22 protein-coding genes are annotated in these 25,095 nt (G+C 50.6%); 13 read left to right on the top strand and 9 right to left on the bottom strand.

Annotation, left to right across the window (positions count from 1 at the left end):
* The first annotated feature begins 77 nt into the window (after nt 1-77).
* The 6 genes from NNX04_RS15380 to NNX04_RS15355 all read left to right on the top strand — a co-directional run bounded on the left by NNX04_RS15380 (nt 78) and on the right by NNX04_RS15355 (nt 8,216).
* Nucleotides 78-734: a hypothetical protein gene (locus NNX04_RS15380; RefSeq protein ID WP_261946367.1), complete on the top strand. Its 657-nt coding sequence runs from the start codon at nt 78-80 to the stop codon at nt 732-734.
* Nucleotides 731-1,423, top strand: coding sequence for a hypothetical protein (locus NNX04_RS15375; RefSeq protein ID WP_261946366.1), 693 nt, complete (start codon nt 731-733; stop codon nt 1,421-1,423). The genes NNX04_RS15380 and NNX04_RS15375 overlap by 4 nt, the downstream gene beginning before the upstream one ends.
* Nucleotides 1,424-1,525: 102 nt before the next feature.
* Nucleotides 1,526-3,124, top strand: coding sequence for a class I SAM-dependent DNA methyltransferase (locus NNX04_RS15370; RefSeq protein WP_261946365.1), 1,599 nt, complete (start codon nt 1,526-1,528; stop codon nt 3,122-3,124).
* A complete protein-coding gene (locus tag NNX04_RS15365; RefSeq protein WP_261946364.1) occupies nt 3,121-4,497 on the top strand; it encodes a restriction endonuclease subunit S in 1,377 nt (458 codons plus the stop codon). The genes NNX04_RS15370 and NNX04_RS15365 overlap by 4 nt, the downstream gene beginning before the upstream one ends.
* Before the next feature lie 34 nt (nt 4,498-4,531).
* Complete coding sequence (locus NNX04_RS15360) at nt 4,532-7,153, top strand: P-loop NTPase fold protein (RefSeq protein ID WP_261946363.1); 2,622 nt, start codon at nt 4,532-4,534, stop codon at nt 7,151-7,153.
* A gap of 22 nt (nt 7,154-7,175) precedes the next feature.
* Nucleotides 7,176-8,216, top strand: a complete 1,041-nt coding sequence (locus tag NNX04_RS15355) for a restriction endonuclease (RefSeq protein WP_261946362.1) — start codon at nt 7,176-7,178, stop codon at nt 8,214-8,216.
* 47 nt (nt 8,217-8,263) lie between these two features.
* Here NNX04_RS15355 and NNX04_RS15350 read toward each other — a convergent pair whose 3' ends face one another.
* On the bottom strand, nt 8,264-8,899 hold the full coding sequence (locus NNX04_RS15350) for a putative glycoside hydrolase (protein ID WP_261946361.1): 636 nt from the start codon (nt 8,897-8,899) through the stop codon (nt 8,264-8,266).
* Nucleotides 8,900-9,019: 120 nt separating this feature from the next.
* Entirely contained in the window at nt 9,020-10,684 is a 1,665-nt protein-coding gene (locus NNX04_RS15345; protein ID WP_261946360.1) for a carboxylesterase/lipase family protein, read from the bottom strand.
* 149 nt (nt 10,685-10,833) lie between these two features.
* Between NNX04_RS15345 and NNX04_RS15340 the strand changes: the two genes are divergently transcribed.
* Nucleotides 10,834-11,853, top strand: coding sequence for a LacI family DNA-binding transcriptional regulator (locus NNX04_RS15340; protein WP_261946359.1), 1,020 nt, complete (start codon nt 10,834-10,836; stop codon nt 11,851-11,853).
* Nucleotides 11,854-11,992: 139 nt separating this feature from the next.
* On the top strand, nt 11,993-13,696 hold the full coding sequence (locus tag NNX04_RS15335) for a family 43 glycosylhydrolase (protein WP_261946358.1): 1,704 nt from the start codon (nt 11,993-11,995) through the stop codon (nt 13,694-13,696).
* A 28-nt stretch (nt 13,697-13,724) separates the two neighbouring features.
* On the opposite strand, the gene NNX04_RS15330 is transcribed toward NNX04_RS15335, so the two are convergent.
* The 4 genes from NNX04_RS15330 to NNX04_RS15315 form a co-directional block, all read right to left on the bottom strand.
* Nucleotides 13,725-15,230, bottom strand: coding sequence for a Ppx/GppA phosphatase family protein (locus NNX04_RS15330; protein ID WP_261946357.1), 1,506 nt, complete (start codon nt 15,228-15,230; stop codon nt 13,725-13,727).
* A gap of 189 nt (nt 15,231-15,419) precedes the next feature.
* On the bottom strand, nt 15,420-15,926 hold the full coding sequence (secB, locus tag NNX04_RS15325) for a protein-export chaperone SecB (RefSeq protein ID WP_151055478.1): 507 nt from the start codon (nt 15,924-15,926) through the stop codon (nt 15,420-15,422).
* A 57-nt stretch (nt 15,927-15,983) separates the two neighbouring features.
* Complete coding sequence (gene grxC / locus NNX04_RS15320; RefSeq protein WP_040391020.1) at nt 15,984-16,241, bottom strand: glutaredoxin 3; 258 nt, start codon at nt 16,239-16,241, stop codon at nt 15,984-15,986.
* 49 nt (nt 16,242-16,290) lie between these two features.
* Nucleotides 16,291-16,704 (bottom strand): rhodanese-like domain-containing protein, encoded by a 414-nt coding sequence (locus NNX04_RS15315; protein WP_007638822.1) that lies wholly within the window; start codon nt 16,702-16,704, stop codon nt 16,291-16,293.
* 358 nt (nt 16,705-17,062) lie between these two features.
* Between NNX04_RS15315 and gpmI the strand changes: the two genes are divergently transcribed.
* The 5 genes from gpmI (at nt 17,063) to NNX04_RS15290 (ending at nt 22,696) form a co-directional block, all read left to right on the top strand.
* Nucleotides 17,063-18,607 carry a 2,3-bisphosphoglycerate-independent phosphoglycerate mutase gene (gene gpmI / locus NNX04_RS15310; protein ID WP_007638824.1) on the top strand — a complete coding sequence of 515 codons (1,545 nt, stop codon included), beginning with the start codon at nt 17,063-17,065 and terminating at the stop codon, nt 18,605-18,607.
* A gap of 70 nt (nt 18,608-18,677) precedes the next feature.
* Nucleotides 18,678-19,859 (top strand): murein hydrolase activator EnvC family protein, encoded by a 1,182-nt coding sequence (locus NNX04_RS15305; RefSeq protein ID WP_261946356.1) that lies wholly within the window; start codon nt 18,678-18,680, stop codon nt 19,857-19,859.
* A gap of 141 nt (nt 19,860-20,000) precedes the next feature.
* Nucleotides 20,001-21,413, top strand: a complete 1,413-nt coding sequence (locus NNX04_RS15300; protein WP_007638829.1) for a S41 family peptidase — start codon at nt 20,001-20,003, stop codon at nt 21,411-21,413.
* A 53-nt stretch (nt 21,414-21,466) separates the two neighbouring features.
* Nucleotides 21,467-22,303 (top strand): divergent polysaccharide deacetylase family protein, encoded by an 837-nt coding sequence (locus tag NNX04_RS15295; RefSeq protein WP_261946355.1) that lies wholly within the window; start codon nt 21,467-21,469, stop codon nt 22,301-22,303.
* Between the two features lie 168 nt (nt 22,304-22,471).
* The gene (locus NNX04_RS15290) at nt 22,472-22,696 is read left to right on the top strand and encodes a DUF6316 family protein (RefSeq protein ID WP_040391022.1); all 225 of its coding nucleotides are present in this window, start codon (nt 22,472-22,474) and stop codon (nt 22,694-22,696) included.
* Between the two features lie 82 nt (nt 22,697-22,778).
* Here NNX04_RS15290 and hisF read toward each other — a convergent pair whose 3' ends face one another.
* The 3 genes from hisF to hisH form a co-directional block, all read right to left on the bottom strand.
* Nucleotides 22,779-23,552, bottom strand: a complete 774-nt coding sequence (hisF, locus tag NNX04_RS15285; RefSeq protein ID WP_007638833.1) for an imidazole glycerol phosphate synthase subunit HisF — start codon at nt 23,550-23,552, stop codon at nt 22,779-22,781.
* A gap of 14 nt (nt 23,553-23,566) precedes the next feature.
* Nucleotides 23,567-24,298, bottom strand: a complete 732-nt coding sequence (gene hisA, locus NNX04_RS15280; protein ID WP_261946354.1) for a 1-(5-phosphoribosyl)-5-[(5-phosphoribosylamino)methylideneamino]imidazole-4-carboxamide isomerase — start codon at nt 24,296-24,298, stop codon at nt 23,567-23,569.
* 128 nt (nt 24,299-24,426) lie between these two features.
* Nucleotides 24,427-25,095, bottom strand: a complete 669-nt coding sequence (gene hisH / locus NNX04_RS15275; protein WP_261946353.1) for an imidazole glycerol phosphate synthase subunit HisH — start codon at nt 25,093-25,095, stop codon at nt 24,427-24,429.

Below are 25,095 nucleotides of genomic sequence, written 5' to 3'. Positions count from 1 at the left end.
TCATTGCTGTGCTGATACTGGAAGATGAAGCTTTGTCCTCTGTCCTAAAACAAAGGACAATAGATAGAGCAACAATCATGAAGAGTCAAGACATTCTACTTCTTTTAAAACTGGTGTCCTTATACAAGCTGGAGCAGCATGAGTTGCAGCTTGGCCTTGAGGGAGGGGCATTGTTAGCCACTGCACAAGAATACTGGTCCAGCGGTTCATGGCAGGGGTGGGAGCTAAGTGATGAAGTCCCCGATATAGCGCCAACTGTTCAAGCAAAGGATCGGTACAGCGTTAGAAATCTTGAGGCAATGACCGGCATTAGTAAAAGCGAAATCAGTGCATCGCTAAAACGCTCGTTTAATGCAGGTTTGGCATCATTAGACCGTAAGGTAAAATTCCCGAGAGCAAATAACCGTGCCCTTAAAGAGTTTATTGTGCATGGGCTAAAGTATGTGTTTCCTGCCGAACCAGGGAAAATCATGCGTGGTATACCTACATCGCTAGCGGCTCCGGTTATGGCCGGAAAGTTAATGTCTGCTGGTGATGTGATTAATGTATGGCCAGATCCAACTGGTAATCAAAAAGGCCAATCCATTCAACCGCTTTTTAAATCAGTCCCTAAAGCGGTTAAACAAGATCCTGAGCTTTACAAATTGCTAGCGCTGGCTGACGCAATTCGCCTGGGTAATGCTCGTGAAACCCAGTTAGCTGTTAAGTTATTAGATGATGAATTGCAATTATGAGCCGTTACAACGCCCACCGTTTTATGATTCAGCAGGTAGCCCAGCAGCTTGGTAGCGATTTATTAAGCCAAGTTGCGTTTGTGGGTGGCTGCACCACTGGCCTGCACATTACCGATGAGTTCACCAAAGAAAAAGTGCGCTACACCGAAGATGTAGATTTAATTATTCACGTATTGGGCTACACAGGTTGGCACAAATTCAGTGAGCAAGTGACTGCGCGTGGTTTCAAAATATCAATGGAAGATGAAGTCAATTGCCGGTTCCGCTTGGGCAGTTTGTGTGTGGACTTTATGCCCGATGATGAAAATGTATTAGGTTACTCAAATCAGTGGTATAGCGATGCACTGGCGACCGCGCAGCCCTACCCAATAGATAACGGAATCACTATCCGTTTAGTAACACCTGGCTATTTTCTCGCCACCAAATTCGAAGCGTTTAAAGGTCGCGGCAATGGCGATTTACTTGCCAGTCGCGATATGGAGGATATTTTAAATTTGGTCGATGGCCGCGAAGAATTACTAACCGAAGTGAGGCAACTAGCACCCGAGTTAAAAACCTATTTGGCCAACGCATTTACCCTGCTGCTTGAAATGCCTGAAATTAACTATTTGGTGCAATCTACTGCCGACAACGATTCAGGCAGAGAAGAGATTATTTTTGAGCGCTTAGAACTGCTAGCGAAACTGTAAACAAAACCCTAACCCTCCCCCTTCGCAGGAGAGGGAACTAAAACTCCTCCCCCCTGTTGAGGGGGGAGGCTGGGAGGGGGTTAAACAACTAACGAGATGACCATGACCAACAACGATATAGTCCAAAAACTCTGGAACCTGTGCGACGTACTGCGCGACGACGGCATTAACTACAGCGATTACGTCACTGAATTGGTCTTGCTGTTATTTATCAAAATGGAATTTGAAAATACCGAAGCGGGTTTGCTGAATAAACACAAATTGCCCGAGGGGTGTCGCTGGGGCGATTTGAATGCGAAGTCGGGTTTGAATTTATTAAACGACTACAAACGCATATTGCTTACGCTGTCTACCGGTAAAGATTTGGAAGGTAAACCGGTAGTTACTGATCCATTAATCCTTGCGATTTACAACGATGCCCAAACCCGCCTGCGCGAGCCGCGCCATTTGGAACAATTAATTAAAACGCTGGATGGTATCGATTGGTTTAGCGCGCAGAAAGATGGTTTGGGTGATTTGTATGAAGGCTTGTTAGAAAAAAACGCCAACGAAACCAAATCCGGCGCCGGGCAATACTTTACCCCGCGTGCATTAATCGACAGCATCGTGCGCTGTATCAAACCGCAAGCAGGTGAAACCATTCAAGACCCGGCAGCGGGCACGGCAGGGTTTTTAATTGCAGCGGATAAATATATTCGCGATGCAACTGACAACTTAATCGACCTCAAGCAAAAAGATCGCGACTTTCAAATTCACAACGCCTTTATCGGTGTGGAATTAGTTCCAAGCACCCGCCGCCTCGCATTAATGAATTGTTTATTGCACGGCATGGAAGGCGATGACGAAGGCGTAGTGCATTTGGGTAACGCACTCGGTGATACCGGTAAGAGTTTACATAAAGTGGATGTAGTGCTTGCCAATCCTCCATTTGGCACCGCCAAAGGTGGCGAAGCCAGTATTACGCGCGACGATCTCACCTACAAAACCAGCAACAAACAGCTCGCGTTTTTGCAGCATATTTACCGCACTTTAAAACCCGGTGGTCGCGCAGCCGTGGTATTGCCCGACAATGTGTTATTTGAAAATACTGATGCAGGTTTAAGTATTCGTCGCGACCTCATGGATAAATGCAACCTGCACACCATCTTGCGTTTACCCACCGGTATTTTTTACGCCGCCGGTGTAAAAACCAACGTGTTGTTTTTTACCAAAGGCACCGAGAAAAACCCCAAACAAGAAGAAGGCTGTACCAAAAATGTGTGGGTGTATGACTTGCGCACCAACATGAGCAACTTTGGTAAGCGTACCCCTTTTGGCGAGCAACATTTAAAACCCTTTGAAAAAGTCTTTGGCAAAAAAGCAGACGGTACAAGCAAGCGCACCGAAGGCGAATGGTCGTTTATGGATCAGGATGCGGATTTCAATTTGGAAAATTCCCGCTGGCGTTCATTCACCCGCGATTACATCCGCGATACCAAAGGCGACTCGCTGGATATTTCATGGCTAAAAGATAACGACTCAGTCGATGCGGCGAGTTTGCCCGAGCCAGATGTATTGGCAGCGGAGGCGATGAGTGAATTAACGGAGGCGTTGAGAGAGTTAGATGGATTGCTCGCGGCATTGGGGGCGGGGGATCAAGCGAAGGTGCAGAAAGATTTGTTGGCGGAAGTGTTGGGTTTGGGTGATGGGGTGAAGGTGTGATTGACTTTGACTTACCAAAAGGTTGGTTGCTAACTTCGCTTGGTGAAATTGCTGACTGGGGGGCTGGTGGCACGCCATCAAGAAAAACTGAAAGTTATTATGGCGGTAATATTCCTTGGGTAAAAACAGGAGACTTAGGTCCAAAAGTTTTAACCCAAGCAAGTGAATTTATTACAGAGCAAGCTGTTGCAAATTCGAGTGCAAAATTTTTCCCAAAAGGTTCAGTTGCTATCGCAATGTACGGTGCAACTATCGGCAAAACCTCGATATTGGGAATTGACACCACGACTAATCAGGCTTGTGGCGTGGGTAATCCAATAAAGGGAATTACTTTTACAGAGTTTTTGTATTACATGCTTTGCAATGAAAAAGATAATTTTATCGCAAAAGGCAAGGGAGGAGCGCAACCAAATATTTCACAGGCTTTAATTAAAGAGCATGAGATTGCTTTGCCTCCTCTCGCCGAACAACAACAAATCGCCCAAAAACTGGATGAACTTCTCGCGCAGGTAGACACACTAAAAACCCGCCTCGACGCCATCCCCAACATCCTAAAACGCTTCCGCCAGTCGGTGCTTGCGGCTGCGGTTAGTGGGAGGTTGACGGAGGAGTGGAGAGGGCAGAATGGCGCGCCTCTCTGGCGAAATTTAGCTCTTGGTGAAATTACAAGTTTCCAAAATGGCTTTGCATTTAAGAGTGAGTGGTTTTCTGGTGTTGGTGATTGCCAAGTATTGAAGCTAGGGAATATAAAAAATGGCGAGCTAAGATTGAATGCGTCACCAGCTTTTGTAGATGAAAATATTGCTGAGCTACATAAAAAATATATGCCAGACCCTGAGGATATTCTGATTACGATGACTGGCACTAAATATAAAAGAGATTATGGTTTTACATGTTTAGTGCCAAAAAATCTTAAAACTCTTATAAATCAGCGTGTGGGCAGAATAATTCCCGATAAGAGCGTAGTAATGCCTAGATATTTATTAATATTCTTACAATCAAAAATATTCTTAGATGAGTTTTTCAAGGGTGAGACTGGCGGTGTAAATCAGGGAAATGTTGGATCTGAACATATAAAGAGTTGCGTTGTTGCTCTTCCATTACTCGAAGAACAAACCGAAATCGTTCGCCGCGTAGAACAACTCTTCGCCTACGCCGACCAAATCGAACAGCGCGTAAAAGACGCGCAGGCGCGGGTGAATCATTTAACACAAAGTATTTTAGCCAAAGCCTTTCGGGGTGAACTCACCGCCGACTGGCGCGCGCAGAACCCGGAATTAATTTCGGGGGAAAATTCGGCAGCGGCGTTGTTGGAGAGGGTTAAGGCGGAGCGGGAAGCGGTGGTTAAGCCAAAGCGGAAATTAAAAACGTAAAGCTCATAATGTCAGTATTGAAGGAGTAAATGTCGTGGCTAACAGAATCGAAAGCTCATTAAGAGACTATCAAGAGCAAGCTATTGTTGCAGCGGAGTCGCATCTTCTAAGGAGTGACAGAGCTTCTATTGTGTTGGCTGCTGGTCTTGGTAAATTCAAAATTTTGATCGAGTTAGTAAAGCGTTTTTCACGAGATTCTCTCACGCTAGTAATTGTTGATAGAGCTTCCATAGCTGATCAGTTATTGCACATGTTTATGGAGGATATGGGGGATGGCTTTGCAGGGATTGTGAGTAGAAATGATGCTGGAAAAAGTTATGCACCCGTCAAAATTACTTTGATGCAAAATTTAGATGGAGCAATTAGGCAAACGCAAGATAGGCCTTATGGTTTAGTGGTCTCTTTTGATTTGGGGATGCCTGAAGCTCTACGTTCACAATTAGCTTTTGGATTTCTCTCAAAAAGTAAGCAATTGTTTCTCTCATCGTATCGCGATAGCCGAACTGAAAAGTTTAGTGGTGAGCCAGTTTTCGAATATTCCTTTATTGAGGCGTTGTCTCGAGGGTATTTGCGGCCAGTAGAGTACCGGGTATGCCCGCAGGTAGACACCAATAACCAAGAAAGTATTTCTCTAATTCCTAAGATTCTTCAGGAATTTATAGAAAAAGTAGCTTATACGACTAATTGTAAATCTTTTGTAATTTGTAACAGTATTGCCGAGGCTGAAAAAGTTTATGAGGTGTTTCAGCGTGTTTCTGGCTCAACACAGCCACTTTTAATACATTCAAAAATTCCTTCAGCCTCAGATTTGTTGCGCCGATTTAATGTGGAGAACCGTTATTCTGTTGCAATTATCGTGGACTTATACCTCGGTATTGATTTTCCTAAGCTTACTGATTTGGTTTTACTGCGAAAATTTCCTAGTGAGCTGGCGTTAACTCAGGCTATATCACGTGTTATGCGCGTGAGTGAAGACTCATATGTTGGATATGTGTGGGACTTGGCGGGGAATCAGAAACTCTTCAATCGTGAATTAGGGGGAATAGTTAATTATGATATTCAGACAGAAGAACCATTAATAGAAACTGAAGAGTCTTTGCTAGAGCGGGATAGGACTGCAGTTAAAAACGACATCCCTAAAAAAAGTGATTTGGTAACCCCATTAGAGGATAAACCAGCTAAAGTCGATTTGCTTGGCCGAAAAGGTTTGGTCGATATATTAAAAGGCTTGATCGAGCGAGATACAAAAGACCATCTTATTATTGCTCTATTTGGTCATTGGGGTAGCGGTAAGAGTTCAGTGATTCAAATGCTGCGAGACAAATACGAGAACACATCCAGTAGAAACTTTATAGAATTTAATGCGTGGCAGGCAGAACACAGCAATAGTATGTCCGCTTCAATAGCTCAGCAATTAGTGAATGATTTGTATGGTGCGCAGGGGTTTTTGGGTCAAGTTCTGCTCAGCTATAAAGCTCGAATATTGCAATCCAAGGCAGAGTTAATTAAAGAGTTTGTGTTTGTTGCGATAGTTACTGCTTTTTGTTTAGGTTTTGCGCTGCCCGGATTAGTTGAAGATTTTAAACTGAAGTACGGCGCTTTAGCGGCGCTATCTATCTCACTGCCTGCTTTACTCTCCATTGTAATTTCATACTTAAAGCATCCCTTTACAGGCCAGCTTAAAGAACTGGCTAAACGTCCTAATTTTAAAGAACATATAGGTTTGGGGCATGCTATTCGGGAACAAATTTTTTGTTTGTTGTCTGTATACCCTCTATCGTTTTGGCAAGTTGTAAAAAAGGCCTTCGGCAAAACAATCAATCATAAACATACATACATATTAGTGATTGATGATTTGGATCGTTGCTCGGATAAGAAAATTATTGAAACACTGGAGGCAATACAGCTCATTGTTGATCTTCCTTGCGTCAACATACTCCTTGCTGTCGCCCCAGATGTTTTGATAGAGGCAGTAGCTTCTCGCTATATGGCGCAGCGCAGCGGGTTGTCAGAGGAAGCTGGCAGGATGCTTGCTAGAGATTTTTTAGGGAAAGTCCTACAAATAACTATTACCTTAGATAATCCCTCTGCATTAAATAGAAACCAGTTTATTAATGCACGTTTATATGCTGCGGTGGAAAAGCATGAAAAGATTAATGAAGAGCCTGTGAAGAAAATTATTCTTGAAAGCCAGAAGCCCCAGGTGCCCGAAGAAATTCTTGATTTTACTGATTTTGTTGATGAGGCCGAAGAAGCTTATGACAGAACAGAGAGCTATTTACAAAGTAATAATGAAGAGTATGAGTTCTTTGTTAAGTGCTCTGAACATTTCGATATTCATAACCCACGAACACTTATTCGAATACATAATGCAGTTACCTTATTGAAAGGTGTATATCCTGCTATTTACCAAAGTGACGGAATGTTAAACCATTACATTTATTTAACATTCTGGCATGAGATCTACGCCACGGTAGATGCGACACAAAAGAAAGCAATGCTCAATATTATTCTTCCTGAAAGCGCTGAACCCGACGCAAGTAAGGCCGGTGTAAATGAACCGCTTATCAGTTTTGAAAATATGGAGCATAGTGAAATAAAAACGATGTTATTTCGCGTTAAGAATATGTCACTCCCTGCTATAGAGTTAGGCTAGTTTTGAATAATAGGAGCAAGTAATGGCAGTCTGGTTGGTCAGGGCCGGTTCTCACGGCGAATATGAACAAAAATTCCTGCAGGAAAATCGCATTTATTTAACTTGGGATTATTTAAATAGTCCGTTAGATAAATTACCTGCACGTGATGCCTTAATCAAAACGTTGAGCAGTTTGGATGCTGAAGCTAAGCCCAGAAAATTGGTGAATCACGCCAGTCAAATATGGCCGTTTGCGCATGATATGCAGGTAGGGGATCGCATCATATTACCCTCCAAGCTTCAGCCGGTAATTTATATCGGAAAAATCACCTCCGGCTATCATCACCAAGCGGATGCCGCTAATCCGTTCTATCACTGGCGCAGTGTGGAATGGTTGCCTGATGCTGTGCCGCGCTCCCATTTTTCGCAGGATTTACTTTATAGCTTCGGTGCATTTCTTACGGTGTGTCGCATTACTCGCAACAACGCTGAAATGCGTTTAGCACAAATGGAAACAAACGGGTGGAAAGCGGAATCGGTTAAGGATCTTATTGCCCATACCAACGAATCCAATGAGTTGGACGCGACTGACGAGCAGGTTGATACAGATTTGGAAGAGCTGGGGCGTTCGCAAATTGTAAAATTGATCGAGCGTAAATTTAAAGGGCATCAACTTACCCGACTAGTGACTGCGATATTGCAAGCTCAAGGTTACACCTGTTGGCAAAGCCCTGAAGGCGCCGATGGTGGGGTGGATATTCTTGCTGGCGATGGCCCAATGGGTTTTGGTAATCAACGTATTTGCGTTGAAGTGAAATCCGGTGATGGATTAGTAGATCGTCCAACTGTTGATAAGCTGATGGGCGCTATGACCAAGTTCAATGCAACTCAGGGCTTGTTTGTGGCCTGGGGCGGTTACAGATCCAATGTGCAAAAAGAATTAGCGTCCAGTTTTTTCCGCGTGCGCTTATGGAGTCAAAAGGAACTATTGGAGCAATTATTTTTGGTTTACGAAAAATTGGACGATGAAATTAAAGCCGACCTGCCGTTAATGCGGATCTGGACAGTAGCGCAATCCGAATAAAAATCTTTTTGCGTATCCCCTCCACTCGAGGGGATACGCATTAGAGCTTACTCCTCCACACACCCCTTCTCACCCTCGGGCAATTTTTCCAAACGGATATTGGTAATACTCACCGTGAATTTGCCGTCGGTGGCGATAGTGAACGGGCCATTGATTTTGCTTAAATCGAAGTTGTCGCTTTTGAAGCAATTGAGTGGTAGCGGCATGCTGAACCATTCACCTTTGGGCATGCTTTTAATGAGTTTGTTGATGGGTAAGTCGGCGCGGCAGGGGTAACCGCAGTCCAGGCCGATGTTGACGTTTTTATCGGGTTTTACGTCCACGCGCATATCGATGGTGAGTGATGCGCTGTCTTTGAATTTGGATAGATCAATCGGGTTGCCGTAGAGCGCAAAATTACCCTGCATTTTTTTGCGCGGCGACCAGGTGATTTGAATCGCATCACCTTCACCTTTAAAACTGGTGGGCGCTACCTCGACTTTGCCGCCGGCCGATTTGCCCTCCCGCCCTGTTATGCCGGTGCTCCAATTGGTGGGGTCGCCGAGTGAAATGCTACGGCTAATCAGCTCACCTTTGATCAGATAAAAATAATTGGGGTTCAGTTCTTGTGCCTGAGAAGCTAAAGGCAGCAGAACAATGCCGGACAACGCCAGCAAGGATTTCAGGATGGTGGGGTATTGCATGTTTGAGACCTCGTTAGAAATTATTATGTGGGCAAGCCGCTGTTAAAGGAGCTTTAACAGCTGTGCATAATATTTATCCAACCGGCAAATATGTCAATTGACTATAAGAAAACCCCTCACTTAAAAAGTCCCCCGCTGTACGAAAGGTACTTGCGCATAGAGTTTGCGTTCGCCGCTGCGCGGGTCGTTGACCAATTGCGAGGTTTCGTTAATCACCAAGGTTTCGCGCTTTTCCAAACTGTAGGGATTCCAACGCGGGATGCCTTTGTGGCTGGGGTTACCGGTGTTGGCGAAGGCAATCAGCGCCTCGCTCAGTTGATTGGCCACCTTTTGCGCCGCCGCCGAGTGACCGGTGCGCGCCTGTGGGTGATGGATGGTGTCGAACACCATGGCGATATCGATTGAGTGAAACGCACCCCATTTGCCGTCGTCGAGCGGAGAACCCCAATCGAATTGATACACATAGGCCGGTGCGCCCTGACGCGCGCGGGCTTCGGCTTCCTGTATCGCACCGGGCCAGGAGCGGCCGGCGGTAGTCGCGGCAAAAAATACCTGCGAGGGCGTGTAGTGAGGGTAAAGCTGGCGATAGGTGTCGATTACCACCAGCGGGTTAACATCGGAATACTGGCTGACTTCCAACCTTACGGGCAGTTCCTCCCAGGTCAGGTTGTGGTTTTTGGGATCGCCGCCGAGAAAGGCGCGGGTTTCATCTTTCGTATTGCCAATCACCATGGGGATATGGCGCGATTGCGCGGGCGCTTGCGGGTAAAAGGGGTGTTGGTGCAGCACATGGTTGTCTAGCACCGGGCCAAAGTAGAGGCGATTATTTTCAATGCGCGACGGGTCTTTGGTGTCGAGCGTCGCAGCGATAATGTCCTCCATCGGCAGGTTTTTTATGCGCGCCAGATGCTTGGGCGATAGCTTGAGCGTATCCAGAAACAGCTGCGCACGCTGGGTGGCAGCGCGCGGGCCAGCGGCCGTCACTTGCTGGCCACTCATGGTGAAGGCGCGGTGAAATAAACCCGCAGCGGCGGGAGTTGCCATCAAACTGGCGATTTTGGCGCCGCCGCCCGATTGGCCAAACAGGGTAATGTTTGCGGCATCGCCCCCGAACTCAGGTGCATGTTGTTTGACCCACTGCAGCGCCTGAATCAAATCCAGCTGGCCGACATTGCCCGAGGCGGCAAATTCACGGCTGCCCAGCCCGCGTTCCTCCAATTGCGCCAAATACCAATAGCCAAAGGCGTTGAGGCGATGGTTGACGGTGATTACCACCACGTCACCGCGCAGGCAGAGATTGGTGCCATCGTACAAACCACTGGCGCCGGAACCGGTGTCGTAACCGCCACCGTGAATGTAAAACAGGATTGGGCGCCGCTTGCCGTCGCGCAGGGCGGGGGTCCAGACATTCAGGAACAGGCAATCTTCCGACATCGCCTCCTCGTTGCCGCGCTGGGGAGCAGCGGCGCCGTAGTCCAGCGCGTCGCGCACTCCCTCCCAGGGCAACTCGGGTGACGCGGGGGCAAAGCGGGTTTTGGCAGTATCACCGCCGTAGGGAATACCGCGAAACACCTTGATGCCCTGCTGGCTGTTGCCGCGAATTTTGCCGCTGCGGGTAGTGGCGATGGGGTACTCATCGCTGGCGCCATAAACCCGGCTGGCGCTGCCCGCCAGTAGCAGCGAAGCTAAAGCCCCGGTTTGAAGCAGCTGGCGGCGATCCAGACTCAGGCTAGAGCCTTGAGTATTCTTGACGTGTATCGGCAGCGGGGTCTTGTTATTGTTCATCTGCATTTATCGCCTATAGCTTATTCGAATTAGCGCAAAAAACTAGCACAGGGTAGTTTTGAATACAAGTTGTACCTGAAATTCATATTTTGCTTGCAAATTCGAGTTAGCAAAGGCTAATTTAATAATAACTGAGGATTGGGAAACGCATGGCCAAGACAATCGAAGCAATCGCCGATGAGCTGGGGCTGTCCATTACGACGGTGCGTTTGGTGCTGCTCGGTAAGGCGCGCCAGTATCGCATCAGCGCCAAAACCGAGGCGCGGGTGCGTGAGTATACGGAGCTGCACGGTTATGAAATTAACCATGTAGCGCGCAGTTTGCGGTTGCAACGCAGCGATGCACTGGCATTGATTATTCCGCGTTTATCCAACCACTTTTTCGCCCAATTGGCGGAGTTGCTGGAAATTCGCTGCCGTAAAGCGGGTTTACAGCTATGGATTTCCTGCTGTTACGACAACCCGGACACCCAGCAGGAGCTGATCAAACAATTCCGCGAGCGCAATGTGGATGGCCTGTTCTTGGTACCCGCCAATGCAAATATGCCAGCGCTGGCAGCAGCGCAATTAAAACAGCGGCTGGTATTGCTGGACCGCGACTTTGGCGGCAACGATTACGCGGTGGTGGTGACGGACAACCGGCAGAGCGGCTACCAACTGGCGCAGCGCCTGCACGCTTTTTGTGTACAGCGCGGCGATTTGCAGCCGGACTTTTTATTGTTTGCGGGCAACAGCGGTATGCCCTCCATTAGCCAGCGCTTGGTCGGTTTGAATGCCGCGTTGGATGACTTGGGCCTGGGCGCCAGCCAGCGCCGCGAAGTGCATGTGGCGCACAATGATTTTCACGAGGGCGAGCAGGCCATGGCTGAGCTGATCGACACTGGCCAACCATTGCCCAAGGTGCTGGTTTGTTCATCCATCCCGCTATTTGAAGGCGCGATGCAAGCCCTGAAACAGCGCTTGGGCGGCGCACCGGAAACTATGGTGCTGGCGACCTTTGACGATCACAGCATGCTCGATTTTTTACGCAACCCAGTGTGCTCGGTGCGTCAGGACTATGAGTTTATGATCGAACAGGCGTTTAGCGAAATGGCGCAATTGATCAGTGGCGAGGGCAAACCGGCGCGCCATATCGCCAGCATGCGGCTGGTGCCGCGCAATATGGATTAACCATCCCGGTAACAGGCGGCGGGTGCAGCTCTTGAGTGCAAATTGGTGCAAATTGGTGCAAATAGTTTTCTCGGCAATCACATCAACCACAACAACAAAATGAATCAATAAAACCAAACGATTCAACAGAGGAAGAGACATGCAACCACTATCACTGCGCCAGCTACCACGGCTGCTGGCCTGGGGCGCACTTGCGCTGGCCGCCGCTGGCTGTACGCCGCCACAAACCAAACCCCAGGCGGACGCGAATACCGGGAGCGCCGACTGTGTCGACTACTTGGGCAACGGCTTTTTGCGCCACTGCCAAACCTGGGCAACCACCTACGAAGGCCAGCGCCAGGGCGATTTGGGTGATGGCACTTACCTCAACCCGATTGTCGCCGGTGACCGGCCCGACCCCAGTATTCTCAAAGATGGCGACGACTACTACATGGTGTTCTCCACCTTTGAAAGTTACCCCGCACTGACCATTTGGCACTCCCAGGATCTGGTCAACTGGCAGCCGATTGGCCCGGCACTGACCCACTATATCGGCAGTATTTGGGCGCCGGAGCTGACTAAACATAACGGCCGCTACTATGTGTACATCCCCGCCAAATTGCCCGGCCACAACTCCAACTATGTGGTCTGGGCGGATGATATTCGCGGCCCCTGGTCTGCGCCTATCGACCTGAATCCGCGCGACGCCAAGCAGCAGCGAAAATATGCCGACCGTATCGACCCTGGGCATTTGGTGGGTGAAGACGGCAAGCGCTATTTGTTTTTCTCTCACGGCGATTATGTGCAATTGGCCGATGATGGCCTGAGCCTGGTGGGAGAAATGAAACACACCTACGACGGCTGGAAATACCCGGAGGAGTGGGACGTGGAAAGCTACGCCCAGGAAGGGCCAAAAATGCTGAAACACGGTGACTACTTCTACATGGTCACCGCAGTGGGCGGCACCGCTGGCCCGCCAACCGGCCATATGGTGATTGCGGCGCGTGCCAAATCAGTACACGGCCCCTGGGAGAACTCGCCCTACAACCCCATTATTCGCACCGAATCCGCCGCGGAAAAATGGTGGTCGCGCGGCCACGCCACACTGGTGGAAGGCCCAACCCCCGGCGACTGGTACATGATGTACCACGGCTATGAAAATGGCTTCCATACCCTTGGCCGCCAAACCCTGCTCGAACCCATCGAATGGACAGATGACGGCTGGTTCCGCTCCAAAGGCTTTGATGTGGGCGAACCCATTCCCAAACCCAAAGGCGGCAAGGCGAGCAAACACGGCAGCCCGCTGTCGGACGATTTCAGCAGCAATAAATTTGGCCTGCAGTGGAGTTTTTATCGCGGCGACCAGAGCGAAAACCAACGCTTACACTATGGTCGCGATGCCCAGGGCCCCTATCTGGAACTCAGCCCCAAAGGCACTTCGCCCAGCAACTCATCGCCCATGACCTTTGTGCAGGGCAACCAGGCCTATCAGTTTGAGGTAGATCTGGAGTTGGAAGATGGTGCCGTCGCGGGTGCTATGGTGTTCTATAACGACAAACTCTACGCCGGTGTCGGCATTGCGCCCAAGGGTTTCTGGTTGCATCGCTACGGTATGGATCAGCGTTACAGCGCGCGCCCGGACGGCAATAAATTCCGCCTGCGCGTGACCAATAATCGCCACATACTGACCATTCACTACAGTACCGACCAAGGCAAAACCTGGCGCAAGTACGATACACAAATGGAGGTCTCCGGCTTTCACCACAACGTCGCTTACGGCTTTATGAGCCTGCGCCCGGCGCTTTACGCCGCGGGCACTGGCAAAGTGAAATTCCGCAATTTTGTTTATCGGGCCTTGCCCTAGGTCTACCGGACGTTGCCCTGGCAAGGGTTTACCCGCTGACAACGTCCAACTGGTAACCGACATCGCCTAAATGGCGCTGTTCGGTTTCCAGATCGGCCTGGGTCAGCGGGTGGTTTTGCAGCCACTGCTGCGGCAGTGATAATTTTATTTTTTTGCCTTCCGCTGTCAGTGCAATAACAGGTAAACCGTCTTTAATGCGGCCGCGGTGAAAAATTGCCGCCAGGCGCAACAAGATTGCCAGACGCACTAAATCGATATTATCGAGCGGGAAATTTTTGGCGGGAAAACGTTTGCGATGCGCCAGTACCAACGCGGAAAGCTGGGCTTGCTCTGCGCGCGAACAACCGGCGAGGTCGACGTGTTGCACAATATAGGCCGAGTGTTTGTGATAATCGTTGTGCGCAATATCCAAACCGACTTGATACAAACGCGCGGCCCAACCCAATAATTTGCTCGCATCATTCGCGGTTAATTGCCAGGTTTGCGCCACCTGCGCCAACAATTGCAGCGCGGTGCTTTCCACCGCCGTCGCTTTTTCCATATTCACGTGAAAACGCAGCGCCAGTGCATCCACACTGGCCTGACGAATATCGTGATTTTCCAAGCGACCTTTTTGATCAAACAGCAAACCTTCACGCAGCGCCCAATCGGCTGCGATCATGGTTTTTAATTGCAGCGCTTCAAACAGCGCGCGCAATACAATCGCACCGCCTAAAAAAACCGGTTTGCGATCATCGGATAAACCGGGCATATCAATATCCAGTTTGCCCTCATCCAAATAGCGCGCAATAATTTTATCAAGCGACACAGCGGTGATAGCACCATCGCTCCAGCCATTGGCTTCACAGACTTTCGCGACGGCTTTAATACTGCCCGAAGCGCCCAGCACCTGTTGCCAACCGCGTTCGATAAATTCATCTTTTACCGGCTGTAATTCTTGCAAGCAGGCGATCAGCGCTTTGGTGATGGATTTTTCACTCACCTTGCCATCGTGAAAAAATTGTTTGGTGATGGCAACACAGCCCATGCTCAAACTTTCTTTGAGCGAGGTAGTCATGCCCTCACCTAAAATAACTTCCGTACTGCCACCGCCTATATCCATCACAATACGATTGCCTTTATCCGGTGCAATACAATGCGCCACCCCCAAATAAATCAAGCGCGCTTCTTCATCGCCCGAAATAATTTCCACCGGATGCCCAAGCCGCGCTTCGGCGGCCGCCAGAAATTCACCGCCGTCATTAACACTGCGCAAGGTTTTAGTGCCCACAATACGCACACTGCGCGAAGGGTAAGCGCGCAGGCACTCGCCAAAACGTTCCAAACACGCCAGTGCACGCTCGCGCGCGTCTTTGCTCAAACTGCCATCGGCCTGCAAACCAAAACCCAAGCGCACCGGCTCGCGCAAACGGTCGAGCAGCGTGAGCTGGCCATTGTCCCAGCGCGCCACAATCATATGAAAACTGTTGGAGCCTAAATCCAGCGCGGCAATATGACTGGCAGCGGCCTCGGGGCGGGAAGATAAATTAAACATGGCGCATTTCCGTTTATCAGCAACTGGATTGAGTATGGGCTAGGCGGGAGACGATTGGCGGACAGATTACAATCATCTGACGCCGATGCACAGCCGCCGCGCGCGATTGCGCAACACACGGCAAATTATTCAGGCAATAAAAAAGGCAATCACCGCGGTGATTGCCTTTGTTGAAAACACACCAACAAATTAGTTCAGCGCTTCAGACGCTTCCGGTTTTGCTTGCTGTGCTTGTTGCTGCGCTGCCGTAATCGCTTGCACAAATACCGCATCAAAATTAATCGGTGGCAACATTAAGGGTGGGAAACTGCCGCGACCGAGAATGCCGTCTACCGCTTCACGCGCGTAGGGGAACAAAATTTGTGGGCAGGCGGTGTTAATTAATTGGGTTACCGCAGGGCCTTCAATACCGGAAATGGCAAACAAACCGGCTTGTTTGACTTCCACCAAAAACACGGCGCGATCTTCCAAGCGTGCAGTGATAGTGAGCAACAGCACTACTTCAAACAAACCCTCTTCAATCGGGTTGGCCTGGATATTTAAATCCTGTTGGATATTGGGTTTGTAGGCTTTGGTAAAAGCTTCCGGGCCCATCGGCGTTTCAAACGAAATATCTTTCAAATAAATACGTTGAATCGCGAATACCGGGCCTTTGGCGCCTTCTGCTGCTGCAGTTTGTTGATTATTTTCAGACATAATAAACTCGACTTGGTGGTATTAAAAAATCCTAATGATAAACAATGCAGCGCCGAATCAGCCTTGCGCCAACAATGCATCCAGTTTGCCCGCTTTATCCAGCGCCCACAGATCGGTAAAACCGCCGACATGATGTTCGCCAATCCAGATTTGCGGCACAGTGCGCTGACCGCTTTTATCCATCATTTCCTGGCGTAAATGCGGTTGGGTGTCCACGCGAATTTCCTCAACCGCTACACCTTTTTGCGCCAATAATTTTTTGGCATTAACGCAGTAAGGGCAGACAGCGGTGGTGTACATAGTCACGCGGGCCATAAAAACTCCAACTAATTTGGGGTGGGTCAAAACACTCTTGGGCAGGTTATTACTTGCCCTTTACCAGCGGTAAATTCTGCGCTTGCCACTCGGCAATACCGCCGCCTAAACGGCGCACATCAAACCCTTCTTTGCCGAGAAAGCGGCCGACGGCACCGGCGTGTTGGCCGAGTTTGTCGATCAGGATGATGGTTTTTTCTTTGTAGCTCGCCACTTCAGTCGATTCTTTGGTGAGCTTGGCGTAGGGCACGTTAATCGCCCCGACTATATGGCCCGCCTTGAATTCAGCACTGTCGCGCAGGTCTACCAATACGGCGTTGCCCTCATTGACCAAACGCGTCACTTCGTGGGGTGATACCGGGCGACCGCTTTTAATGCGATCGCGCCATACGTAGATGTAAATCAGCACAATCAGGGTGGTGACCAACAGCCATTCTTGGGTAACAAATACAATAAAGTCCACAGCACTTTGCCTTCTTTTGGTTGGTCTGTTCCGCTAAGTGGGGACACACCAAGGAGTTTTCAATACACCTTGCACACCGTTTTGGCGCGGGCGTCAACAAGGCGCGGAAGTATACACGATTGAACACCGCGATTAACCGGCGCGTGCGGGCTTCAACGCAAAGCGTTCTGCGCGCCATAGCGGGATTGTAAGCGGCAGATAGCGAGTTTTTACATAGAGTTAGCGCGCCCAACCCGCTAGAATACGAACCATTATCGCTGCAGCGAGTCGCTGGCCTGCGAACCCCATTCAACGATAGTGCACCTGAGGCGCTATCGATTTGTCCCGATTCATGTTCATCCGACCCTGGAACCGATTTATGAGCGCAAAAAAACCTATAGTGTTGTTGATTCTCGATGGTTATGGCTACTCCGAAAAAACCAAGTACAACGCCATCGCCGCGGCACACAAACCCGTGTTTGACAAACTCTGGGCCAATAACCCCAAAAGCCTGATTGAAACCTCAGGTATGGCCGTGGGCCTGCCGGAAGGGCAAATGGGCAATAGCGAAGTGGGCCACATGACCCTCGGCGCGGGCCGCGTGGTTTACCAAAACTTTACCCGCATCAATAAGGCCATCAGCGATGGCGACTTCTTCACTAATCCGGTCTATGTAACCGCCATCGATAGCGCCATCGCCGCCGGCAAAGCCGTGCACATCCTCGGCCTGCTCTCTGAGGGGGGTGTACACAGCCATGAAGACCACATCTACGCCATGATGAAAATGGCCGTCGGTCGCGGTGCAAAAGAAGTCTACCTGCACGCCTTTTTGGATGGTCGCGATACGGCCCCGCGCAGCGCCGAAAAATCCCTGCAGCGCGCGCAAGATTTGTTTAAGGAATTGGGCGCTGGACGTGTGGCGTCTATTGTCGGCCGTTATTTTGCGCTCGACCGAGACAACCGCTGGGATCGCGTTAAAGCCGCTTACGATGTCATGGTAACGGGCGATGCCGAATTTGATGCACTCACCGCCGTGGACGGCTTGAAAGCCGCTTACGAGCGCGGCGAAAACGACGAATTTGTAAAAGCCACGGTAATCTGCGGCGAGGACGAAGAAGTCGCCACTATTAACGATGGCGACTCAGTGATTTTTATGAACTTCCGCCCCGATCGCGCACGCGAAATCACCAACGCTCTGATCAGCGAAGACTTCACCGGTTTTGAACGCGAGCTGCACCCAAACATTGCGCACTTTGTACAAACCACGGAATACGCCTCCAGCATCAAAGCACCTATCGCCTTCCCGCCGGAAGACCTGACCAATTCATTTGGCGATTACATTGCACAGCTGGGCAAAACCCAATTGCGCATCGCCGAAACCGAAAAATACGCCCACGTAACTTTCTTCTTCAACAGCGGCAATGAAGTGGTCTACGAAGGTGAAGACCGTATTCTGGTGCCATCGCCCCAAGTGGCTACCTACGACTTGCAACCGGAAATGAACGCGCCAATTGTGACCGACAAATTGGTCGAAGCCATTGAGTCGGGCAAATACGACGCGATTATCTGCAACTACGCCAACTGCGATATGGTCGGTCACTCCGGCATTATGGAAGCGGCAACCAAAGCGGTAGAGGCGGTTGATATCTGCCTTGGCCGTGTATTGGAAGCGGTGGACAAGGTGGGCGGCGAGGCGTTAATCACCGCTGACCACGGCAATGTGGAAGAGATGTTCGACGAAGAAACCGGCCAACCGCACACCCAACACTCTACCTTGCCCGTGCCCTTTATTTTCCACAGCCACCGCAAAGGCACCATCGCCCCCGGCGGTTCGCTGGCGGATGTAGCACCCACCATGCTGCACTTGATGGGCCTGCCGCAACCGAAAGAAATGACCGGACGCAACCTGATTACCCTAGCGTAACCAGCAAGTACAAAGCGGCTGGTGTACTGCACCAGCCGCTTTATTTTTCACCCCTATTGATATGACTACCATGAGTCGATTTTTTGTATTCGCCAAAACTCTCGCACTCAACAGCCTGTGGTGCGCTGTGCTGGTGTTGTCCGCCAGCAGTTATGCCGATGAAAAAGCCGAAATGGCCAAGCTGCAGAAAGAGATAGAAGCACTGCAAAAAGAGCTGCAACAGGTGCAGGGGACACGCTCCAGCTTGCAAAAAGATCTGCAAAAATCGGAACAGGAAATTAACAAACTCCAGCAAAAAGCCAATGAGATCAACAAAGAACTCAAACAGCAAAACAACGAATTGAATCAGCTCAAAAATGAGCGCAGCCAGCTGGAGCAGGCCAAAAAAAAGCAGCAGGGTGAAATTGCAGAGCAAATGCGCGCCGCGCATAAACTAGGCGAACAGAGTGAGGTGAAAGTACTGCTCAATCAGGAATCGCCCGATCAGCTGTCGCGCATCATGAAATACCACAGTTATTTTATGGAGGCGCATACCCAGAAAATGCAGGGTTTTATGGAAACTATCGCCCGCATCGATGCACTAACACCGGAGATAGAAAAAAAAACCCTTGAACTGGGCGCGATGCAAGCACAGTTGGATGAACAGCGCCAACAGCTGAAAAGCCATCAGAGTGAACGCCAAAAAGCGCTGGCGAAAGTTAACCATCAATTCAAAGACAAAAACCAACAGCTCAAACAGCTAAGTGAGGATCGCCGCCGTCTGCAGGCTTTGTTGGAGCGAGTGAGCGAGCGTGTTGCCAGCAGTGGTGCCATCAATTCACCAGCCTATGTACCGTTGCCTGCGGGTGGTGAAAAGTTTTCCCTGCGCAAAGGCCGCTTGCCCTGGCCAACCCAGGGCAGGTTGATCCATCGCTTTGGCAGCGCGCGCATTGCCGGGCAAATTAACTGGAGCGGATCTTATATTGCCGCGCCTATGGGCAATCAGGTAATTGCAGTCCATCATGGGCGCGTGGTTTTTGCCGATTATTTTGGCGGGCACGGGCTGCTGGTGATTGTGGATCACGGCGAAGGCTACCTGAGCCTTTATGCCCACAATCAAAGCCTGCTCAAAAAGGCGGGGGAACCGGTGCGCGCCGGTGAAGCTATTGCCAGTGTTGGCAACTCGGGTGGCCAAGCCAGCACCGGTTTGTATTTTGAAATTCGCCACCAGGGGCGCCCCATAGACCCGGGCGGCTGGCTCGCACGCGGCTAGCAGCACTTTATATTCAGTGCAGCGACTTATTTGTGTACAGCGGTTATTTTTTTGCGGGTGGCTGTCATTCCAAGCCGATTTGGCTTAGTGTGCGCCCCCGATTCAGGATAGATTTTGGCTTATCCAGCCATCGGAGACCTCATGTTTTGCGCGGCTTTTTCCCAGTTCCACGGTAACCTCCGCTCGACCCTTATCAGCCTGCTGGCATTGTTACCGGCACTGGCGCTGGCGGATGAAAAATCCACCGCTAATACAACCACCGGGCTGTTGCCGCTGGAAGAGCTGCGCACTTTCACCCGTGTCTATGACCATGTCCGCAGTGGTTATGTTGATGACATCAGCGATGCACAGCTGCTGGAATACGCCATCAAAGGCATGATTGCCGAGTTAGACCCGCATTCCGCTTATCTGGATAAAGAGGCCTTTGCCGATCTGCAAGCCAACACCTCTGGCGAGTTCGGCGGTGTCGGTCTGGAAGTGAGCCTGGATGATGGCTATGTCAAAGTAGTTACCCCCATCGACGATAGCCCCTCCGCCAAAGCCGGTATTTTGGCGGGTGACATAGTGGTGCGTATCGACGATAAACCCGTCAAGGGCATGGATTTAAACAAAGCGGTCAACCTGATGCGCGGCCCTAAAAACAGCCCGATTAAAATCACCGTGATGCGCGATGGTGTCGATCAACCTATCGATTTCGATTTGCTGCGCGACATTATCAAAGTGCAAAGCGTGCGCACCCGCTTGTTGGAGCAGGATTACTTCTACATTCGCATCGCTCAATTCCAGCTGGATACCGGCAAAGAAATGGGCAAAAAAATTCAGGATCAGCTGAAGAAAAATCAGGACACCAAGGGAATTATCCTCGATTTACGCAACAACCCCGGTGGGGTATTGCAGGCTTCAGTCGAAGTGGTGGATGCATTCCTTGATGGCGGCCAGGTGGTTTACACCCAGGGTCGGCTCGATAACAGCAATATCAGCTATAACGCCGAAGCCGGTGATATTACCGGCGGCCTACCCTTGGTAGTGCTAATCAATGACGGCTCCGCCTCCGCCTCGGAAATCGTCGCCGGCGCCCTGCAGGATCACAAACGCGCCATCATTATGGGCACCCGCAGCTTTGGCAAAGGCTCGGTGCAATCGGTCATCCCCATCAGCAATGACCGCGCCGTAAAACTCACAACCGCACTCTATTACACCCCCAATGGCCGCTCGATTCAGGCGCAAGGCATTGAACCGGATGTAGAAGTAGAACGCGTACAAGTTGCCGCAATCGCCCAGAACAGCGGTGTGACCGAAGCGGATTTGGCGCGCCATTTGGGCAACGGCAAAGGCGGCAAAGAGAGTACCAGTAAAGAGCGAGCCAACCGCCGCATCACCAGTGCCGAGCTGCTACAGGAAGACAACCAGCTGCATGAGGCGTTGAATCTGCTCAAAGGCTTGAATATTTTTCTGCAAAGTTCGCCCTTGGCCAAGAGCACGGAAACCCAACCGGAAATTGCACCGGACATAGTGCTGCAACCCAGTCTCGACGAACCCGTTCAAGACCAATAACCCTCATGTGCACGCCGAAGGCAAGATTCCACTGCCGCTGGCTATTTATCCTCTTGAGTTGCCTGGCGTCGATTGACAGCGCCAGCAGCGCCCCCGCTGCCAATCAACACGCCCAACTGGCAATCATTATCGATGACCTGGGTTACAACCTGCGCCTCGGTCAGCGCACCTTGAACCTGCCCGGCGCTATCACCGTTGCGGTTTTACCCTTTACCCCCCACGGACGCGAGCTGGCCCACTATGCCCATCAACAGGGTAAAGAAGTCATGCTGCACGCGCCCATGAGCAATCATCATGATTATCCTCTAGGGCGCGGGGGCTTGCGCCGCGGCATGGCAAAAACCGAATTCATCGCCGTATTGCGCCAGAATCTCGCCAATGTACCCCATGTCAAAGGCGTGAATAACCATATGGGCAGCCAACTCACAGAAGAGGCCGAACCTATGGGCTGGTTGATGGCGGAGTTAAAACAACAACGGCTCTATTTTGTCGATAGTCGCACCAGCGCCCAGACCCAGGCGCTGATTCAGGCACAGGAAATCGGTTTGCCAAGCCGTCGGCGCGACGTATTTTTGGATGATAAAAAAGACCAGCAGGTCATTTACCAACAGTTGTTGTTAGCACTGGAAAAAGCACAGCAACAAGGCTCAGCCATCGCGATCGGCCACCCTTATCCAGAGACACTGCGCGTATTGGAACAACTACCGGAACTATTGGCGCGCTATCAAGTCCACTTGGTTAAGGCATCGCAATTAATGGCCGATACCATCCCGGGTGGATTAAAGGGAGGCGCGGGCAATTATTGTCTCGCACCGCCCATGAGCCTCTGGCCGGAAACCTGGATGCCCATCAACCCTTTTGACTACACACCGCCAGTGTGGGAAAATTGATGAATTAAACGCCAAGCTGGTTAAATCCAGAATGATCTAAAAATAGCATTGTGGCAGACCAACTAAATCTAGCGATCTGCTTTCGTTGCTGTCTATAATCATGCTGGGCGATTAATGATCAGTCCGCAACAGGGAATATTCAGAGTGGCAGCGCAGCGAGGAATCAATATGGCTACAGCAAATAGAGCAGGCGAACAGGGCAGCGTCCCTTCCCGTCACGGCAGATACATACAGAAAGATGGCTACTGGTACTACACCACCCGCGAAGGCGTGGATATAGGCCCGTTTGATAGCCACGCTGATGCCGAAGTAGGTGTTGGAGAGTTTATTGAATTTATTCAGGCATCCGAACCAAAGGTATCCGATGTACTAAAGCAGTACCGCGCGGCCTAGATCCTTTCTAGGCCGCTGACAAAAACGGGCGCCATTGGGCGCCCGTTTTTGCATGTCTCGTTTCATTTTCAACCAAAAGCTTTTACAGACGCACCTCTATACCCCGCTCACGCATATACTCTTTCGCTTGCTGCAAGGTGTATTCGCGGAAATGAAAAATGCTCGCCGCCAGCACCGCATCGGCACGGCCCTGAGTCACACCATCCACCAAATGCTGCAAATTGCCCACGCCGCCCGAAGCGATCACCGGCACCGGCACAGCATCGCTAATCGCACGCGTCACACCAAGGTCATAACCCTTTTTGGTGCCATCGCCATCCATGCTGGTAAGCAAAATCTCGCCCGCACCATAGGCGGCCATTTTGGCTGCCCACTCCACTGCGTCGATGCCCGTAGGTTTACGGCCACCATGGGTAAAAATCTCCCAGCGCGGTGTCTCGCCGTCAGCGCTGACTTTTTTGGCATCAATCGCCACTACAATGCACTGGGCACCAAAACGGTCAGAGGCCGCTTTTACAAAGTCGGGGTTAAACACTGCTGCTGAGTTGATACTCACTTTATCTGCACCCGCATTAAGCATGATGCGGATATCCTCCACCGTGCGAATACCACCGCCCACCGTGAGCGGGATAAACACCTCGCTGGCGATCTTTTCTACCGTATGTACGGTGGTCGCGCGGCCTTCATGGGTGGCGGTGATATCAAGAAAGGTAATCTCATCCGCACCTTCCTGGTTGTAGCGCTTGGCAATTTCCACCGGATCACCCGCATCGCGGATATCCAGAAATTGCACACCTTTCACCACGCGACCATTGTCGACATCAAGGCAGGGAATTATGCGTTTTGCGAGTGCCATAAACAGTTCCGGAATTAATTAGCGTCGCAGTAGGCCTGCGCTTCCGCCATAGTCAATGTGCCTTCGTAAATCGCACGGCCGGTGATGGCGCCGCAGATGCCCTTATGGGACTCGGCTTTAAGCGCGATGATATCGTCCATATTGGTGACGCCACCGGAGGCGATAATCGGGATGCTGGAAGCCTGCGCCATAGCGACAGTCGCCTGCACATTTACGCCTTGCATCATGCCGTCGCGGGCAATGTCGGTGTAAACAATGCTGCTCACCCCATCCTGCTCAAAACGCTTGGCCAGTTCTGACGCCTGAATATTGGAGACTTCCGCCCAGCCGTCGGTAGCAACCCAACCGTCTTTGGCGTCCAGGCCGACGATGATGTGACCGGGAAATTGTTTGCACATGTCGGTCACAAACTGCGGTTCTTTTACCGCTTTGGTGCCGATAATCACGTATTGAACACCTGCATTCAGGTAATACTCAATCGTTTCCGCGCTGCGAATACCGCCGCCGATCTGGATCGGTAGGTTCGGGTAGGCTTTGGCGATAGCGGTGACCACTCCGCCATTGACGGGCTTGCCTTCAAAGGCGCCGTTCAGGTCGACCAAGTGCAAGCGGCGACAGCCTTGTTGCACCCATTGTGCCGCCATCGCGACGGGATCGTCAGAGAACACGGTGGAATCATCCATCAAGCCCTGGCGCAAACGCACACATTGGCCGTCTTTTAAATCAATTGCGGGGATAATTAACATTAAACAATCTCTATAGATAAATGGATTCGTAGGTTGGCGGTGAGGAACGAACCCCAACATGACCATCTTTCAGCCCATGACCAGCGTTGGGGTTCGCAAGCTCACCACCAACCTACGGCCATGTGGGATCAGGATTTACCATCCCACTGTAAAAAATTCTTCAGTAACTGCAATCCCGCCGTATGGCTTTTCTCTGGGTGGAATTGCACCGCAAACAAATTGCCCTGTGCCAACGCCGCGTGGAAGGGCAGGCCATAAGCGCAAGTTGCAGCGACTTGGCGGGTATCGTCGGCCAAAATATAGAAACTGTGTACAAAGTAGAAACGGCTATCCTGTTCGATGCCGGCCCAGAGCGGGTGGTCATTGTGCTGCACCTGATTCCAACCCATATGCGGCACTTTTAAATGGGCACCGGTGCTATCTGTATGGTTTTCGCCGAAAAAGCGCACTTTTCCGCGCAAGATACCGATGCAATCGACACCGCCGTTTTCTTCGCTGTGATCCATCAACGCCTGCATGCCGACACAAATCCCCAACACCGGTTTACCGGTGGCGATTTGCTCGCGCAGCAGTTTGTCGAAACCGAGGCGTTTAATTTCCGCCATGCAGTCGCGAATAGCGCCAACCCCGGGGAAGACCACCCGGTCAGCAGCAGCTACGACGGCCGGATCGGAAGTCACTACTACCTGTTGTTCGGGCGCAACGTGGCTCAGGGCACTGGCCACTGAGTGGAGGTTGCCCATGCCGTAATCGATAACGGCGACAGTCTGCTTTTCTTTGTTCACTGCCTGGGTCAT

It is taken from the genome of Cellvibrio sp. QJXJ (assembly GCF_024452345.1).
GTDB lineage: Bacteria > Pseudomonadota > Gammaproteobacteria > Pseudomonadales > Cellvibrionaceae > Cellvibrio.
Note: the sequence above shows the minus strand (reverse complement) of the source record. Positions and strands in the feature narration are given on the sequence as shown.